12 protein-coding genes and 2 tRNA genes are annotated in these 16,830 nt (G+C 41.7%); 8 read left to right on the plus strand and 6 right to left on the minus strand.

Annotation, left to right across the window (positions count from 1 at the left end):
* Nucleotides 1-161 precede the first annotated feature (161 nt).
* On the plus strand, nt 162-1,079 hold the full coding sequence (locus AADH33_RS07995; protein ID WP_348549973.1) for a LysR family transcriptional regulator: 918 nt from the start codon (nt 162-164) through the stop codon (nt 1,077-1,079).
* Here AADH33_RS07995 and AADH33_RS08000 read toward each other — a convergent pair.
* Both AADH33_RS08000 and AADH33_RS08005 read right to left on the minus strand, forming a co-directional pair.
* A complete protein-coding gene (locus AADH33_RS08000; protein ID WP_348548541.1) occupies nt 1,076-2,866 on the minus strand; it encodes a potassium/proton antiporter in 1,791 nt (596 codons plus the stop codon). The two genes, AADH33_RS07995 and AADH33_RS08000, sit on opposite strands and share 4 nt — an antisense overlap.
* A 444-nt stretch (nt 2,867-3,310) precedes the next feature.
* Entirely contained in the window at nt 3,311-4,981 is a 1,671-nt protein-coding gene (locus tag AADH33_RS08005) for an alpha-keto acid decarboxylase family protein (protein WP_348548542.1), read from the minus strand.
* A gap of 286 nt (nt 4,982-5,267) precedes the next feature.
* Here AADH33_RS08005 and AADH33_RS08010 point away from each other — a divergent pair.
* Nucleotides 5,268-5,342 (plus strand) — tRNA-Gly (locus AADH33_RS08010).
* Nucleotides 5,343-5,635: 293 nt separating this feature from the next.
* Here AADH33_RS08010 and AADH33_RS08015 read toward each other — a convergent pair.
* Nucleotides 5,636-5,854 carry a helix-turn-helix domain-containing protein gene (locus AADH33_RS08015; RefSeq protein ID WP_201585648.1) on the minus strand — a complete coding sequence of 73 codons (219 nt, stop codon included), beginning with the start codon at nt 5,852-5,854 and terminating at the stop codon, nt 5,636-5,638.
* Between the two features lie 122 nt (nt 5,855-5,976).
* Between AADH33_RS08015 and AADH33_RS08020 the strand changes: the two genes are divergently transcribed.
* The 5 genes from AADH33_RS08020 to AADH33_RS08040 all read left to right on the plus strand — a co-directional run bounded on the left by AADH33_RS08020 (nt 5,977) and on the right by AADH33_RS08040 (nt 8,292).
* A complete protein-coding gene (locus AADH33_RS08020; protein WP_021815097.1) occupies nt 5,977-6,192 on the plus strand; it encodes a hypothetical protein in 216 nt (71 codons plus the stop codon).
* A gap of 26 nt (nt 6,193-6,218) precedes the next feature.
* Complete coding sequence (locus AADH33_RS08025) at nt 6,219-7,463, plus strand: site-specific integrase (RefSeq protein WP_348548543.1); 1,245 nt, start codon at nt 6,219-6,221, stop codon at nt 7,461-7,463.
* Complete coding sequence (locus AADH33_RS08030) at nt 7,460-7,750, plus strand: hypothetical protein (RefSeq protein WP_348548544.1); 291 nt, start codon at nt 7,460-7,462, stop codon at nt 7,748-7,750. Before AADH33_RS08025 ends, AADH33_RS08030 begins: the two co-directional genes overlap by 4 nt.
* A 10-nt stretch (nt 7,751-7,760) precedes the next feature.
* A complete protein-coding gene (locus AADH33_RS08035; RefSeq protein ID WP_348548545.1) occupies nt 7,761-8,078 on the plus strand; it encodes a hypothetical protein in 318 nt (105 codons plus the stop codon).
* Nucleotides 8,079-8,215: 137 nt separating this feature from the next.
* Nucleotides 8,216-8,292, plus strand: a tRNA-Asn gene (locus AADH33_RS08040).
* A 338-nt stretch (nt 8,293-8,630) separates the two neighbouring features.
* Here AADH33_RS08040 and AADH33_RS08045 read toward each other — a convergent pair.
* Entirely contained in the window at nt 8,631-9,902 is a 1,272-nt protein-coding gene (locus tag AADH33_RS08045) for an McrC family protein (protein WP_348548546.1), read from the minus strand.
* Nucleotides 9,899-12,295, minus strand: a complete 2,397-nt coding sequence (locus AADH33_RS08050; RefSeq protein WP_348548547.1) for an AAA family ATPase — start codon at nt 12,293-12,295, stop codon at nt 9,899-9,901. The genes AADH33_RS08045 and AADH33_RS08050 overlap by 4 nt, the downstream gene beginning before the upstream one ends.
* A 550-nt stretch (nt 12,296-12,845) precedes the next feature.
* Here AADH33_RS08050 and AADH33_RS08055 point away from each other — a divergent pair.
* On the plus strand, nt 12,846-15,113 hold the full coding sequence (locus AADH33_RS08055) for a hypothetical protein (protein ID WP_348548548.1): 2,268 nt from the start codon (nt 12,846-12,848) through the stop codon (nt 15,111-15,113).
* Nucleotides 15,114-15,205: 92 nt separating this feature from the next.
* Here the strand turns inward: AADH33_RS08055 and AADH33_RS08060 are convergent, their stop codons facing one another.
* Nucleotides 15,206-16,828 carry an SAVED domain-containing protein gene (locus AADH33_RS08060; RefSeq protein WP_348548549.1) on the minus strand — a complete coding sequence of 541 codons (1,623 nt, stop codon included), beginning with the start codon at nt 16,826-16,828 and terminating at the stop codon, nt 15,206-15,208.
* Nucleotides 16,829-16,830: the final 2 nt, after the last annotated feature.

A 16,830-nucleotide genomic window follows, 5' to 3' on the forward strand; every position in this document is an offset into this window, starting at 1 on the left:
TGTCATAGACAGTTTGTCAGATGCTTTGACAATACCGAAATATCCGAACACAGACCATGGTAAAATTCAGAAGTAAACTTCTGGTTTTTCGTAGTAACTTCGATTTATTCGTTATTATTAGAAGCTTTATCACAAGGACTTGATATGGGAGAGATGTGTATATGCTAGATGAGCTGATAAAAATAGACATCAAAACCTTGCGCAGCTTTATGGCTATTGTAGAGTGCCAAGGGGTAACCGCAGCGCAGTCGCGCTTAAATGTGACGCCTTCTGTCATTAGTGGTCACTTAACGCACTTAGAGGATCGTTTGGGGATGACGCTTTGTCATCGCGGGCGCGCAGGGTTTAAATTGACTGAGGATGGTGCGGCAGTCTATGAGGCGTGTTTGAGCTTCACCGAGGCGGTGGCCAGCTTTCAGCATCAGCTGCATTATATTCGCCAACTAGACTCCGTCCGCGGCGGCCATATTCGCCTGTGCCTTATCGATCAGATGCCAACGTTTTTTTATGAAGCGTTACGTCAATGTTTGGCGGCCAGCTATCGTCATAATCCATTGATACACTTTTCTATCGATGTGCAAAGCCCTGAGAGTATGATAGATAAACTGCTGAGTAATGAGAGTGATCTGGGCGTGGGGTATTTTGGCAGTTTTCCGCCGCTACTGACCTTTCAGCCGGCCTTTATTGAGAAACAAGTGGTCTGCTGCGGGCGTGAGCATCAGCTGTTTTATGAGTCAGAAGGCCTGAGTTTTGAGGCGTTGGAACAAAACCATCCTTGGATAAAACGCGGTTATATTACCGACTTGAGCATCAATCATGTCCGGCCAAAAACCTTAAGCGCCACCACTTATCATATGGAGGCGACCGCGCAGCTTATCTTAGCAGGTCATCACGTCGGCTATCTGCCCAATGATTTGGCCAAGCGCTATGAGGAGATGGGCATGATGAAGATACTATTGCCCGAAGAGGCAAGCTACGAGGTCAAGCATCACTGGGCATATCGGCAAAACCTGCATAAGCATGTCGCGGATTTTTTGCAGCATATGATGAGTCTGCTATCACAGCCGGCAAACGACTAAAGCGCTTTTGCTGGCTCGTCATGTTTTAGGCCGATCGTTCTGAGCTTGCCTTTGTCATCGACCTCCTTGATCACCAATGACCATACATCATCGATCTCTACCGTATCCCCCGACACAGGCGCGGTCTCTAAGCTTTGTGCGACATACTCAGCGACGGTCTGCTCCCACATGCTCTCAGTATTTTTTGGCTTTTTATACTCGAGAGTGTCTGCCAGCGACTCTGAGGTCACCATGTCGGTGAAAAAGGGCAAATCACCAAGCTTAACACTGGGTGATAGCAGCCAGTCACCATAAAAGTCATCGATGGCTTTGCGGTCTAAAGTCGTGTCATTGAAAATCTTGGCGATCTTGCTGGCATGGTTGCCGCGCATGGCATACCAGACGCTATCGCCATATCTGAGTTTGGTGTCCTCCTCGACCACGACGATTTGCTGACCGCGCACCAAGGCAAACACACTGATCTCATCTGGGCTGATACGGTTGGAGATACCGAGCGGATGGCGACCTATCGCAAACGCCCCTGCTTGTACCTCAAATTCATACAGGGTAATACTGGCCTTGTCTGACACCCAAACCTCATGCTCTTCTTTTGGGTCTTTATTGGTCGGAATACGCACCCGAAACACATTGGCCATAAAAGGAATCGTCGTCCCTTGCAGGATCAATGACAGCACCACTACCCCAAAGGCAATATCAAACAACATAAAGGCATCCTCTATGCCAGCCATCACAGGCAAAATAGCAAGGGTAATCGGAACTGCCCCGCGCAGGCCTACCCAAGAGATAAAACCAATCTCTCTGTCTTTAAACTTAAAAGGTTTGACGCTGGTATAGACCGCAATCGGACGTGCCACCAGTATCATAAAGGCTGCAATCGCCACCGAATAATGCCAGACATTGATGACGTTTGATGGCGTCACCAACAGCCCCAGTACCACAAACAAAACCGCTTGCGACAACCAAGCAAAGCTATCCATCACGCGCATGACGTGCTCAGTCGAGCGCACCTTATGGTTGCCGATCAGTACGCCCGTCAGATAGACCGCCAAAAAGCCACTACCGCCAAGCAGATTGGTCGCAGCAAAGACAGAAAGGCCCGCGGACAGTATCAAAATGGCATACATACCCTCGGCCAGATGCACTTTTGGCAACAGACGCGCTAGCAGGTAGCCAAATAACAGTCCCATGCCCAGACCCACGCCCAGCTGCTGCAACAGCAAACCCAAGAAACCAAGCACGGTCTGACCTGCCGGATCGACATTTAAAGCAATCAGTCCTGTCACCAATAAAATGGCCAGCGGATCGTTGGCACCCGACTCCAACTCTAGCGTGGCTTGCACGCGGTCGTTTAGCTTGACCCCGCCATTACGTAGTAGCGAAAATACTGCGGCGGCATCGGTTGAGCCAACGATAGCGGCCATCAACAGCCCAAAACGCCAATCGACATTAAGCAGCCAAGTGACAAAGACCCCAAGCACCATCACCGTCGCCAGCACGCCCCATGTGGCCAACGTCACCGCCGGCTTGAGTCCGACGCGAAATGATTTAAAAGAGGTACGCAGACCGCCATCGAGCAAGATACAAGCGAGTGCCGCCTGCCCGACAAAATTGGCAATACCATACTGAGAAAACTCAATACCTAAGATACCTTGCTCGCCTGCCAGCATGCCAACTATCAAAAACAACAATAATAATGGCACACCCAAACGCGCGGATAACGTACTTGCCATGATACTGGCAAAAATCAACAATGCTCCTACGAGATACAGGATATTTAAGGTATCCATCTATTTTAAGCCCTATGGTTATCGGTGATGACAAATGTTGCGCGTGCGATAGCACTGACCTGACGATATGGTGACGCGATCGATGATACTGCAAATCAAATGCTCAAAGCGCCTCTAAGAATAACATCTACGAGCGAGAGCAAAAATCCTATTTAAAAAAATACTTTTCATATCTATTTATTTTAGTCAGCCACACCTTCAATTCATCCATAAGCATTTTTAGCCAAATCATGATATGGCCTCTCCTATCATCTGTTAACCGTCTAATTTATCATGATAATACCCGCCTAGCTCACCATACCTGATAATAAATCATGACTACCGGCACGTATCGATAAGCGCACAAAAAACCCCACTCAGCACAGATGCCAAGTGAGGTCAGGTAACGAGTAAATACAAGCGAGCAGATGACTGGTTTAGCTATCGTATAGCATCACCATGCCATCAGTCATTTTTTGGTTTTAGCGCCGCACTGATATCGGCCAACAGCGGCGGAATATCATGCTTATCAGCCATCACCTCTAGCATCACCAACTTATCAGTGGTAGCAGCCGCTTGCTTGAGCGCGGCTTTTAGCTCACCTGCCGTGGTGACTTTGAGCAGTAAGCTGTTGTCTTCGGTAGCACCAAAGGCTTTTGGCATCATCTGCCAGTCACAACGAGGGATATCATTGTAGCGCTGGTTTTCGCCATGAATCGCACGTTCAACGGTATAGCCATCATTATTGATCAGCACAATCACCGGATTGATACGCTCTTGAATCATCACAGCGATTTCTTGTACCGTCAGTAAGGCCGAACCATCACCGATGAGCAGCACGCTACGCTTATTTGGTGAAGCAATGGCAGCGCCTAGGCTGGCCGGCAGCGTATAACCAATGGATCCCCACATCGGCTGGCCATAAGAAGTCACCCCTTCTGGCAAGCGCACATCACTGATGCCAAAATACGAGGTGCCTTGATCCGAAAATACCAGATTATTATGATCTAAATGATCAGCGATGATATGCCACAGATCGTCTTGACGAATAGCCTCATCGTCTTTGCCGTTTTGCTCATGCGGTGTCATCTCTTTACAAAATGGCTTGGGTACAACTTCGATACCAGAAGTCATCACTTCATGCAGCACTTGCAACGAGTCCTTTAGCGAAATCGGAGCAAAGTTGCGACCACTGATAGACGCCCGCTCATAGTGCAAGTCGACCACTGTTTTTTGATCGATATTTTGGCTAAAGCCCGCTGTCGTCGTATCGGTATATTGCACGCCAATTTTAATCAAACACTCGCAGTTTTCTACGGCGTCCTTTACCACAGGGCGCGATGCTACACCCGCATAAGTACCCGCCCAGCGCTCGCTGTTTTCATCAAGCAGTGTTTTACCCCATGACAGCGTAGTATAAGGAATCTCGGTATCAGCGATTAACGCTTTTAGCTGGTTTTGTAACCCCAAACGATGCACCATCAAATCGGCCATCAGCGTGGTGGTCTTGTTGGGCAAAAACTCTACCAGCGCTTGCTTGAAGTCTGCCAGCGCCGATTGACTGGTGATGTCTTCTTGACTGTCATCGAGCTTGGTCGTCGGCGGATAAATCGGCATTTTTGCCACGTCTGGCGACAACAGAAGATAGCCTGGGCGGTGTTTTTTGAGGATCACGCGGATCACACGGTCGATCTCTGAGGCGGCGTTTTCTGGCGTAATCTGTGCCCGTGCGACTGTCACAGGCTCTACCATCTTGATAAAGTGATTGAATACCCCGTCTCCAAGCGTATGGTGAATACGGCGTTTGGCATCTTGCAGCGCTGTGCTCGGCGCACCGACGACGTGCAGCACTGGCGCATACTCGGCAAAAGAGCCTGCCGTGGCATTTATCGCTGATAACTCACCCACCCCAAAGGTCGTCACCATGGCCGCAAAACCACGCTCACGTGCGTAGCCATCAGCGGCATAACCTGCATTGAGCTCATTGGTATTACCCACCCAGCGTAATTTATCAGAGGCAATAACATTATCTAAAAATGTTAAGTTAAAGTCCCCCGGCACACCGAATATGTCACTTGCGCCCGCTTCTGCGATGCGATCAAACAAATAGTCAGCGATGGTGTATTGTTGACTCATTTCCTTATCCTTATCAGTTGTCATTAGTTATAAGTATGTATGATTGGTAGGTATCTATGATGAAAAACATCATAAAAACAAACTATAAAATGCATCCCAGCGTATGTTTCAATGCAAAGCTTTTGGAATGCATATTATAAGAAACCGTTATAACATACATTTATGAGCAGATGACATACCTGTCTTGCTAACTTTTACTTTTTTTCGTGATGGGTGTTGACACCTCAAAAAAAATGCGTATAATACGCCTTCATCATCTGATGATAGTTAATCAAATGATGAATTAGCGGGATTAGCTCAGTGGTAGAGCACAACCTTGCCAAGGTTGGGGTCGAGAGTTCGAATCTCTTATCCCGCTCCAAATATTTAAAAAGCCTCACTTAATAGTGAGGCTTTTTTTTGTCCATTATTCGGGGGTTGTAGAATATTTTTTCGAATATTTATTTTCTTATAGTTAAGTTTATCTATTCAATTAAAAAGCTCATTTTCGGTGCGGTGCCCATTTGGTGCCCAAACCGTGCCCTGCCCTAAAACTGCGAATACTGAATTGACCCCAACCTAAAAATATTTAAATAGAGCAAAACCTCCTAAAAGAAACAAGCTTAACGGCTTTTCAACACTCTGCTATCAATTATTTTAAACTTCCTCTAAAAATCACTTCTCATCAATCTCATCTTCTTCATAGAGGATGATATCTCCAGGTGTGCAATCTAAAAGCTTACAAAGCTCATTTAGTGAATCGAAATCTATTCTAGTTACTTCATTATTATACATCCGATATAAAGTAGATCTTCCTAGTTTAGACATCCTGTCAGCATCTGCTACACGAATCCCTCTTTCCGCAAATAAAACAGGCAAATTGAGTTTAATCATACATAAAATCCTTAAAGTGATAAAAAAGTGCTTGCAAGTGATAATAATTATAGATAATATGTACTCATTAGTGATAACTAATAACGCACTAATAGTAAATTTATTTCACAAGGAGAACTATTATGTCACAGACTTACCTTACTACTCAAGAACTAGCAGATCGTATCAAATACGATGCGCGCACTATCCGCAATCAACTCAAAGACACGGTTTTGATTGAGAATATTCATTATATACGGCCTTTTGGCGGTCGTAAGATCCTCTATGTATGGGAGCGTATCGAAGAGGATATGTGCAAGCCAGTTATGAGTGCTATCAATGGTATGGCTTTACAATAAACGTAGCTTAAATAAGGAATCAAATCATGGCTTCAATAAGAGCAAGGCGTGGCAAGCTATTCGTAGATTTTCGATATATGAATATGCGTTGCCGTGAGACAACTAATCTCACAGACACTCCAGCTAATCGAAAGAAACTGGCTAAAATCATCGAAAAAATGGAAGCTGAAATCACCCTAGGTATTTTTGATTATGCGGCCTATTTCCCAAAGAGTGAGCGCGCACAGGAGTTGACAGCACTGGCTGATAGAGCAGAGGCTTGTATCAGTCGCAATCCAACCTTTAAGCAGTTTTCGGAAATTTGGTATGAGGAGAAGAAGATTGAGTGGCGACCGAGTTATCAAGATAAGGTTCAGACTATCCTTGATAAGTATCTGTTGCCTGAATTTGGTAATAAGGCAGTACATGCCATAAAGAAAACAGACTTGCTGGCTTTTCGTAGCGCCCTCGCCAAAGTTCGCTACGGTAAAGATGCCCAGTCAAGTCTGTCTGTAGCACGGATCAACGAGATCATGGTACCACTACGTATGATACTACAAGAAGCCGCCGATCGCTATGAGTTTCAGATGCCTTATAAGAACATCAAGACGCTCAAGCAATCTCGTCCTGATGTCAATCCCTTTACACTTACTGAGTTATGGCTATTCTTAAAGCATGTTCGCGCTGACTATAAGGCCTATTATACGACTCGGTTCTTCACAGGGATGCGTACCAGTGAGATTGATGGACTGAAATGGGACTGCGTTGATTTTGATCGGCGTGAGATTCGTATTCGCGGTGCATTAGTCAATGGTGAGATGGGTCCGACAAAGACGCTTGGCTCACAGCGTGAGATTGCGATGTCGCAGTTAGTATATAACGCATTGCAAGATCAAAAGTCTGTCACCTATGGTAAGTCAGAGTTTGTATTTTGCAACTCACAAGGTAATCCTTTGGAGTATCGCAATGTGAACCGGCGAATATGGAAACCCACGCTTGCCCTACTCGGTCTCAAACATCGGCGCGCATATCAGACTCGGCATACGGCAGCAACGCTATGGCTCGCTGCTGGTGAAAACCCTGAATGGATAGCTCGGCAAATGGGTCACAGCAGTACGGAGATGCTGTTTCGGGTGTATAGCCGCTATGTGCCTGACGTGACTCGCCAAGACGGCTCAGCGATAGATAACTTACTGCTAGCAAGTAAGGAGAAGCTCATAGACGCATCGAATGGCTCTGAGACTAAAGGCTTAACCACAAATGCTCAAACGGACAAGGAGACGTCGCAATGAAAATCATCAATTACGAAGAGCTATTTGGTGAGTTTAAGCCAGATGGTGCGATCAGTAAGGATGCCAATCAGATTGCTAATACGCTCATTCGTGAGCTTTGTATTCAAGCGGGTACGGGTTTAGCGCGCTTCTTAGGCGTGAAGTCTTGTTTTGATAATCATATGGCGATGCGCGTATGGGTACAGCAGCGCTTGGATGACAATCCTGATTATCTTGTTGATGAAATGTATCAGCAGCTGCAGAGCGAGCTTTATAGGCTTCTACCGCAACTGGCCTGTGACTTTTAAGGAAAATGCTATGAGTGTAAAGCTTCAGCCAAGTATGACGCAGAACGCACGGGACCTCAAAATCTGTAGTGATTACTGGGCGTATGATCATAGAAGTAATTTTATCGGGCATGTGGAAGGAGTTTGTCGAAAGTATGACATCAGTTCTCATATTCTGTTTGATACAGTTGCTCAGTGTTTTGCCTATCTAGATGATGTACAGTGCGTTTATTGTGGCTATGTTTGTCCTTTAGAAGTGCCAGCAGATATTCCCTATATGCGTGCAAAAGACAGTTGGTGCTGTGAGGTATGTGAGCATGCCACTTGGCAAGAGCATAATCATAAATAAATTGTTCAAAATATTAAACCAGACGACTGAGGTTGTCTGGCTTCTTAAGCGTCTGCCTTACACGCAAAATGCCGACGGTTCGAATCCGTCATCACCCACCACTTACTAGCTTGTGGTAAAAAAGCTAAACGACCTAAGCAGCGGTAGTTCAGTTGATTAGAATATCGGCCTGTTACGCTGGGGGTCACGGGCTCGAGTCCCGTCCGCTGCGCCATATTTAAAACGAATTTAGACTTTATAGTTTAAGCAAGTTTCGCCTCAAACATTAGATTGTTTGAGGTTTTTTTGTGTCTAGCTTTCCTCTTAAGACCTTTATTTATAAGCTCTGGTTGTTTGCCTCTATCGACCATTAAGAAAAGGTCTGCTCTTTAATAATGCGTAAATGATAAGTTTTTTCGCATGAGCTCTATCTTTTGGAAATCGGTGACCAAGTGCTCGGTCACCAAACGGTGACCATGTAGTGACCAAGGTTATTAAAATTTGGATGTGGCAACTGACCCCCAAATTTTATGCTTATCGATAAATTTAGAAGCTTAAAGGATTAGCCTCAAACTAAGTTTGAGATAAAGACGGAAACCTATCTACCCATTCACCGATAACCACTTTGTTAGTTTCAATACAAAATGGTATTGCCCACAACCTCAATTTTTCTCCTAAATGAAAACATTCCAAAGGTGTTTCGAACTGATGGTGTTTAGGATAAATAAGCATCATGTCTCCACACCCATTCAAATATTTGTGACCATAAGCAAATAGCTGATAAATATCATCCTGTTCTATATCAAAATTCTTTTTATTTAAGTTTATTAACTTCCATTTGGTATCAAGTACATGGTAATTTTTTCTTTCTTTACTGATTAATAAATCAGGCTTTAATTGAAAGCGCGATTTTAACCCTTCTTGGTCATTCACCATGTGCTTATTAGAAGCCTGTGTTGTTAGTTGCCAGGGCGACTTGATATCTCGTCGTAAGCATCTTGCCACATACTTCTCGAACAAAATTTCCATTGGGAATAACAATGCAATACCCCGATGCTCTCCCTTTTGAAAGTTTGGATTGAGCTTTTCAAGTATTAGTTGGCACCATGGCTTTATCGCTCGGTAGGATTGCAATATTTTGATGTCTGACCACTTATGTATTGAGTTTAGAGGCTCTCTAAGACTCGCTATAGGGTCTAAGATGTGTGAGAACTCATTAGCCAGTCGCCAGTTCTCAGAACTTCTACAGTGCTGCTGTACGTAATCCAATGCCGTTTTAATTAACTGGTTCTCAAGTCGATTGGGATGATAGACATCATGACGAATATGAAAAAGATGAGCTCTACCAACCGTTCGCCTTTGTTGAACTGTAATATCAAGCTGACCGCGAATAAATCTACTTTCTTCTTCGACTCGCTGATAGTCAAATCTGAGCCCAGACGCTACCAGCTCCTTTAGCAAATATAAAAACTGGTAGTATATCCATTCGTGAATAGGTAGGTTCATTCGATTGAGATTGGCAGATTGAGCCTCTTTATAGGACAAGTGCAAAACGGAGCTCAACATTTTGCATAAGACGGCTCTGCTATTCTCTGGTTCCTGTAAACCTAACCCTGTCTTTGGTAGTACCTCAATACCTTCGCCGCAAGGACTTTCTAAATAGCCCACATAAGAGTGCAGCTGTAAGTATTGTGGACGCTTATAAGTAATAAACCGTCCATAGCTCTCTTTTTCGCTTAATTGCACTAACCAATCAAAAGTTTCTTGCTCAATGATAGCCAAGTCTAAGCTAGATGATACTGTCTGATCGGTAGTCAGCTGAGCATATTCTCTGACTTGAATCATGCTTCGCTATCCGAAGATTTATACTCAGTCTGGATTAGTATTTTCTTATAGGATTCGGGATTGTTAAAAGCAGTCTCATTGATATGGTAACGACGATCATTTAAACCCTTGATGCTACTATCAAATAATTCACTAATTACTGGAGATATATTTCCAGTTTGAATAAATCGTTCTGAATTATGTTTACTAGGATCGTTCAACACCCAACCAATGCGCTCCCAGTCTGAAAAGAAGTATTCTTGCAGTAACGGGATAATCCGTCTCTTGAAAATGTTACCTAATTCAATTTCTCTTTCCTCATCTGAATCCAAGTCTTTCAAGGACCAAAAATACGAGTGCCCTATGACGTGTTCACGATCTAACAGCACTTCAATACGCTGATTTATTACTGTTAATATTTCAGATACAGCAATGCCATGAACTGTTATGCTATCTAAAAGTTCAGGCTTAGGTAATAGCTCAATAAAATCAAATCGTCGGCGTAATGCTAAATCCAGCTGTGCAAGAGACTTATCAGCAGTATTCATAGTTCCTAGTACGTAAAGATTTGAGGGCACTGAGAACGGTAATTTTGAATAAGGCAGTATCACTTCTCGCGCATCTGTACCGCCTTTACGCTTATCAGGCTCAAGTAACGTAATAAGCTCACCGAAGATACGAGAGATATTGCCACGGTTGATCTCATCAATGATAATCAAATGTGGTAACTCTCTAGAGTTAGTAGTAGGCTCTGGAGTAAGCAATTGCTTTAATTTTTCTCGATTAATGGTTGTATTACGTAACTGGTAAATAGTCATTTGAGACAATGATTTATCAAATAAACGTTCTTTTGGTAGACTCGGGCTATAGATACGCAGCCATTTAACTTTTCTTAATTGCTGAAATCCATAACGTTCTTTTGTATCTAAAAATTCATAGTCGCCTGTAATTTCGGCAATAGCACGGAACTTATGGTTGCCATCAGATATGATTACTAGATCGCCAATACTAACTACATTTTTGAAAGTATTAACAGCTGTAGCTTTATAATTATTAGGATCATCAGCTAAAGAAATATTATGTGACTGCTCTATCTTTAGAACTACTTCTCTACGATTATTGCAGTTCGAAAAGTCGATGTCATCACCCCAGCCCAGAAGGACATAGTTGTTATCAATACATTCATTAAATATCTCATTTTCATCGGAGATATTAGTATTTCCTAAAGAGAGCTTCCATATGCTTTTACCCTCAATATTGACTGTTTGCGTAGAGCCTGTCTGCTCTGTTGTTCTAGCATTAGTACATAATTGCTTGAAAATACCATCAACCACTTCGTAGCTAATATTTGAACTTCCATCGACTCCTTCTACAACTATAGGTCTAATACCTTCAACGAAGTCTTCATAAGCAAAGCTTTGATGAAAGGTTGTAAAAGCTATACGCTGTTCTGATACGAGCTCATCGTACCTTTCTTTAACAACATTCCTCTGATCATCAGGATCTAAATCTTGTTCTTCCAGATCAAAATACCATTCGGGATCTGCTAAGCTAACAGCCCGCCATGTGGTTGAGTAGGTTTTACCTGTACCTGGGGGTCCATAGAGAATCTGATTAGGGGAACTATAATTAGAAATATTCGCAATTAATGGCTCATTTAATTCATCATTGGAACCAGCATCAACTGTCATTTTCTTTGGTTTAATGCCCAACTTATTACTATAAAGAACTGACATAAACTGATGCGGAGTGAGATCTAAATTATGTTCTTTTTTAATAGTTTGGTATACATCAGTAAGCATTAATAAGCGTTGGATCACATTTTTATAAGGAGGTATTTTTGATTCAGGAAGACCTAACGCCTTCAGAAAATGCTTGATATGAACGGTAGAGGAAATAGGTAGGATAATGTCTGGATTGTATATAGATACTAAACGCGCACGACGTCCTGCTCCCATAACACATCTAGGCTCTACACCTGCGCGATCATATACCTCATTATCTTGGTCAATCCAAGTGATATCAGCGTTAACGTCAGCATCGATTATCACTTGATGTATCTTAAGAACATAACTTAATGCATCATCGTCACTTAGGTCGCTTAAGCTTTGATGTTTATATAGTGTTCCATCTTTTTGTAGGTAAAGTAGATGACCTCTCGCCGTGCCCGGCATATAACGACCAAATATAGGCTCTAGCTCACGTTCTATCCATCGACAATAATTATCTGTGATAGATCCTTGACCTAAACAGTATTGCTCCTGAGTTAATTCCGTTATTTTACTTTTTGGAAACTTACTTAAAAACTCTTCATAAAGCTCTTCAACGCCTTCAGGTCTACTTGTAATCGCATCGTCTTGGCTTAACTCAATAATCTTCGATACTAAATGACTATCTATTTTTGTTGTATCCATACTGCTAATTCCTCTAAAAAACTCAAAAAATATAACTAAAAACCAGCTTACAAAGCATTTAATCAAAAATAAAAATTTTTACGGCATTAACCCAGTGGGAGATTGCCCAAGTATTTGAGACTATACTCATGCCGCTAATGGCATACACAAAATAGGAGCGACACCATGAGTAAGTCTACACAAGCAAAGCCAACTTCGAACCAAGGCAACGGTGGAAACTGGCCAACGAAGAACGGTACACGTAATCCCTCAGGATCAAATCGCGGAAATGCAAAGCCTAAATAAATTCAAATATAATCAATTTGGAGAGGCAGATGCGGTAGCAAGCCACATCTGCTTTCAAAAATATGAGATATTCAAGCGATAAAGATTTTAATCATCATATAAAGCGCCTTGTAAAGCAAGGCTGGTTATTTAAAAAAAGACGAAAACACAATCAGATCGTTGCGCCAAGCGGACAGTCTGTTACTTTTTCTAAAACGCCGAGCGATCATAGAGCACTTAAGAATTTTATCAACGATATTAGACATGTAAAAGAAGGATATGCATAATGAGAACTACAAGCATTAAGAAGAGCCCTTATTTTTTCCCTGCTGAAGTAGTAAGAGCTATTGCTAGAGCACTTAATGGTAAGACTGACAAGGCTAATAATGACTTATTAGACAGTAAGTGCCAGGATTTATATTTAAATAAAAATGAGCTTGACCAGCTTATCAATATACATATACATAAAGTTATCGAACGAGTTGGGCTCAAAAAATCAGTTGAGAACGAACTTAGAGCTTTAATTGCTCAGATGTTTGATGACTATCTAAAGATAGTAGCAACCTATAATCTATCAGAGCAGCATAGAGATGATATTGGAACATGGATAATAGAAGCCTTTTTTTGCCCTCACTTAATTAATATTGTTTCCTTTTTAGGAATAAGAACAAAACCCTTTCAAAAATCTGACTATATTAAGCTAATGACTGATACCTCTACAAGCTTGGAGCTTGCTTTTAAAATAGTTGAAAAACGGGTTAAAGATTGGAATGCTTTTTATGCAGGTCTACCTAAGGGTGATAAAGATAAGATTACCGCATGGCGTCGTGGCGATGATCTGCCCAGTTATGGCAGTTTGCTGGCAATTTTCAATTCTAAACATGATGACATGACAAAGAATACTCTGGTCTTCTTAATAACAGCTCGTGCTATTGGGTACTTTAAAAAACATAATGATTTTGAATTATTGGCCCAATACTTCAAATCACCTAGTTCTCTTGACGATCTAATGGGTCAATTTGAAGACTTACTATCAGCACTACACAAGAAAGATATGCAATATGTAGCCACTCTATATCAGAATAAAGATGAGCAATTTTTCCATCGACCTTCTACTATTGTTGTTGAACTTCTGACTCATAGTTTAAGCAGTTTTGCAAAGGATGAAATAAAGCAGGCCAAAGAGTATTTCGTTAACGCATTTGAACTTAGCCTCTACCGGTCAGGAAATTTATGCGAGCAGGTTATTGAAGTGGGTTTTGTTATCGCCAGCTGGCAAGAAACACCTGATATGACTCTAATATCAAAGCTAAAAAGCGTTCAAAATCTATATGGCTATACTCTACCTACGATAGTGACTGAGGATATCAAACGCAAGAAAGAAAACCTAGTTGAAGACTGGGAAGTCAATATGTGGCGAAGCAATGCGCAAAGAGTGTTCAATAACTTTAAGATTGAACTACCAGAAAAATATAAAGTGAGCTCGGCTGTTCTGCCTGTATATTTAAATGCAAAAGAGCTAGCGCTTGACCTCAAAAAGCCCAATAAGAAAGTAAAGCTAAATGACAATAGCAAGCTCCATAGAGATAAGAATAAGAAGAAACAAGTAACGACACAGCTCATCTGGAATACGTTGCTTGAAGACCTAAATGCTGTTAATAAACTCTTGCAAGCTGGTGCTGACATCAATATCCTCTCTGATAACAATGAATCAGCTTTATTAATTGCTTTGCAGTATATGAATTTAACTGAGCCTCATGAACCAGACGATAGCTTTTATCAAGCACTTAAAGGTTTGGAGTATACGCCAAAGACAATCAACGCGTTAACCGCTAAAAAGCATCTTTTCCCATTATTAAGTGCCGTGCAGACGGGACGACCTGATGTCGTCGAACACATTGTAAACTTAGGGGCAGATGTCAATCAAAAAGGTGGTGGCAGCCATCTAGACGCCCTAACCATGTGTATATCTCTAATCGGAACAATTAAGAACTCAAAACTGCTACTTAACCAGTTTAATATGATGGCTAAAGACCCAAAAGTCGTAATAGAAAAAATGAGCGACTTTGAGTTTTCGACCTTCATCAGAGATACACAAGGTAGTTTTGGTGTTAATAGACAGCAGGTGAAACGCTATCTTGCCCAAAGTAGGGAAAGTTCGGATGCAACGGCTATTCTTAAAGATGTATCTAACTTTTTCCAAGAGAAAATTCAGGCAAACTACGAGTTATTCGATTTGAGCGAAATGCGAAAAATAGCAAAGCTACTAATTGATCGAGGTGCAAATCCTAGCGCTAGATATGACTGGCATGGCATCGATGGGTACACTCCATTTTTATTAGCTTGTGAGATTAATGAAGCTGAACTGGTCTCTTATATGTTGGATAACGCTAATGAGTACTCAAAAGATGGCATGATCAATACGGTATATAGAGATCGTAGAGATGGTCAAGCTATTGGCTATGAGAGAGTTTGTAAGTATTTTAAATCAGACGATGTGCTGGAAGTCATAGATAGGCATTTAACTTTAGCTAGTAGTGATGAAGTGAATTAACTTCATTAGCGTAATCTTTTAATACAACCTGATAGCCATAAGAAAGTATTATTGCTTTCAGGTTATATTAGATCAAATATACGCATAGCAATCTATGGCATACTTTCAATGACCGTAGTCTTCCCATCATTGTATATTCTAAGTTTGGGCTCCATCATCTCGGTTCCATAGTCATAGACTATAAATTCAGGCTGAAATCTATCTACAGCTTGGCCAATATATACACAGGCCGCATTTGAGGCACAAACCAATAGATGTATTTTTTTAATACCATGCTTCTGATTTAAGTTAGTGAAAATTTCCTTAAGCCTATTAGCTAGTTTTTCACCTTCAAGTGGATGTGCTATTGCGCCATTACCGTATCCATAAGTTTTAGGAGGATATATATTTATTACTGGAAGCTTGTCTTGGACTTGTTGATTAAGATGGTCGATTGTTGAATCAATCATCGCTGCGGGAGCAGTTAGTTTGACGCTAACAATAACCTCAGATTGCCCTGAGTCAATCTCTGGCTCGTCAATGATAAAGGCATCTTCTCTAGGCTGCACCCCAGGCCACATCCAACTACTAGCATCTCTGTAACGCAGCATTGGCATTAATTTAGACTTATTGCCAAATTTTGCGCCAAAACCTATTAAAGCAAAAGTTGGTCCCAAAGCAAATACAGCTGCGCTACTACCATTAGCCCATGACTTTATTTGGCTAACAGAGTTTCCTATATGCTCTGAACATCTTCTATGGAACTCTTGGATGCTGTGTCTTGAATCAGGAACACCAAAGTCTATAGGAGTTAAGTCATTTTTTGGCCTACACTTAACTACGCTCAATGATTTCGAAATTGACATTGGATCCGGCGTTTCTATACTTTGTCCATTTACGCTCCACGGAATAAAATATACTGGAACAGGTGTATAACTCAATGCGTTGAGTAGACTGTTACATAGCTGAACATGCATAGTTCTCATATCTTGTAATTTAGATGCGGGATAATCTAAACTAGCTATTCGATCTACTAATCTATGATGAATATCACATAATAATAGAACGTTATCTGGTTCATCTGCTAAATTTTTTGATAAGTATATTATTCCTCTAGGTCCACTCTCAGAAGCTGCAATGTTATGAGCCATGTAACCGAAGTTACCTCTATGCCCTGATAATGAATCAAAATCCAATCTTAAACCGCAGCCAGAAAACATGCATCTACCATGACTCTCTTCCATAACAATGCGTTTGGTCGATTGACTAAATTTGTTTCCTCTTCCTTTAATTTTCTCTCGACCTAAACTCCACCGTTTGAATAATTTAGTAGTTTCCTTGGCATTAAGCTTCTTAGAGCTAATGCTATTTTCATCCCACAGATTCTTAAAGTTTTCTTGTGACTGAAAATCATCCAAACTAAACTCTTCCTTCTCGGAAACTTTTAACCTCGTGTCTATTACGTAGCTATCACTTATGTATGAAACCAACTTTTCATTATCGTCACGCTGAAGAGAAAATCTAAAAACATCAATCAATTCACCGTCATTGAACAGTAGTGTCATTAAGTTATGGTAGCTTGCGTCTGAAAGAAAGCCAACACGATCCCATTGCAATCCTGTTTCTCTAAGATGATCGAGATATTGTTTGGCCGAGTCAAGATCGGTAAATATGGTCTTATTTAGGGCTTGATCATGCGAGGTCTGAGCTTCCGTAGATGAATTATTTGTAGTCATTT

Origin of the sequence: Psychrobacter sp. KFRI-CH2-11 (assembly GCF_038239325.1) — a bacterium.
Taxonomy (GTDB): Bacteria; Pseudomonadota; Gammaproteobacteria; order Pseudomonadales; family Moraxellaceae; genus Psychrobacter; species Psychrobacter celer.

What these genes read in the sequence shown, in the direction of transcription:
- AADH33_RS08060 (WP_348548549.1), bottom strand. Translation starts at nt 16,828, where the DNA reads ATGACTACAAATAATTCATCTACGGAAGCTCAGACCTCGCATGATCAA.
- AADH33_RS08025 (WP_348548543.1), top strand. Translation starts at nt 6,219, where the DNA reads ATGGCTTCAATAAGAGCAAGGCGTGGCAAGCTATTCGTAGATTTTCGA.
- AADH33_RS08035 (WP_348548545.1), top strand. Translation starts at nt 7,761, where the DNA reads ATGAGTGTAAAGCTTCAGCCAAGTATGACGCAGAACGCACGGGACCTC.
- AADH33_RS07995 (WP_348549973.1), top strand. Translation starts at nt 162, where the DNA reads ATGCTAGATGAGCTGATAAAAATAGACATCAAAACCTTGCGCAGCTTT.
- AADH33_RS08020 (WP_021815097.1), top strand. Translation starts at nt 5,977, where the DNA reads ATGTCACAGACTTACCTTACTACTCAAGAACTAGCAGATCGTATCAAA.
- AADH33_RS08030 (WP_348548544.1), top strand. Translation starts at nt 7,460, where the DNA reads ATGAAAATCATCAATTACGAAGAGCTATTTGGTGAGTTTAAGCCAGAT.
- AADH33_RS08000 (WP_348548541.1), bottom strand. Translation starts at nt 2,866, where the DNA reads ATGGATACCTTAAATATCCTGTATCTCGTAGGAGCATTGTTGATTTTT.
- AADH33_RS08015 (WP_201585648.1), bottom strand. Translation starts at nt 5,854, where the DNA reads ATGATTAAACTCAATTTGCCTGTTTTATTTGCGGAAAGAGGGATTCGT.
- AADH33_RS08055 (WP_348548548.1), top strand. Translation starts at nt 12,846, where the DNA reads ATGAGAACTACAAGCATTAAGAAGAGCCCTTATTTTTTCCCTGCTGAA.
- AADH33_RS08045 (WP_348548546.1), bottom strand. Translation starts at nt 9,902, where the DNA reads ATGATTCAAGTCAGAGAATATGCTCAGCTGACTACCGATCAGACAGTA.
- AADH33_RS08050 (WP_348548547.1), bottom strand. Translation starts at nt 12,295, where the DNA reads ATGGATACAACAAAAATAGATAGTCATTTAGTATCGAAGATTATTGAG.
- AADH33_RS08005 (WP_348548542.1), bottom strand. Translation starts at nt 4,981, where the DNA reads ATGAGTCAACAATACACCATCGCTGACTATTTGTTTGATCGCATCGCA.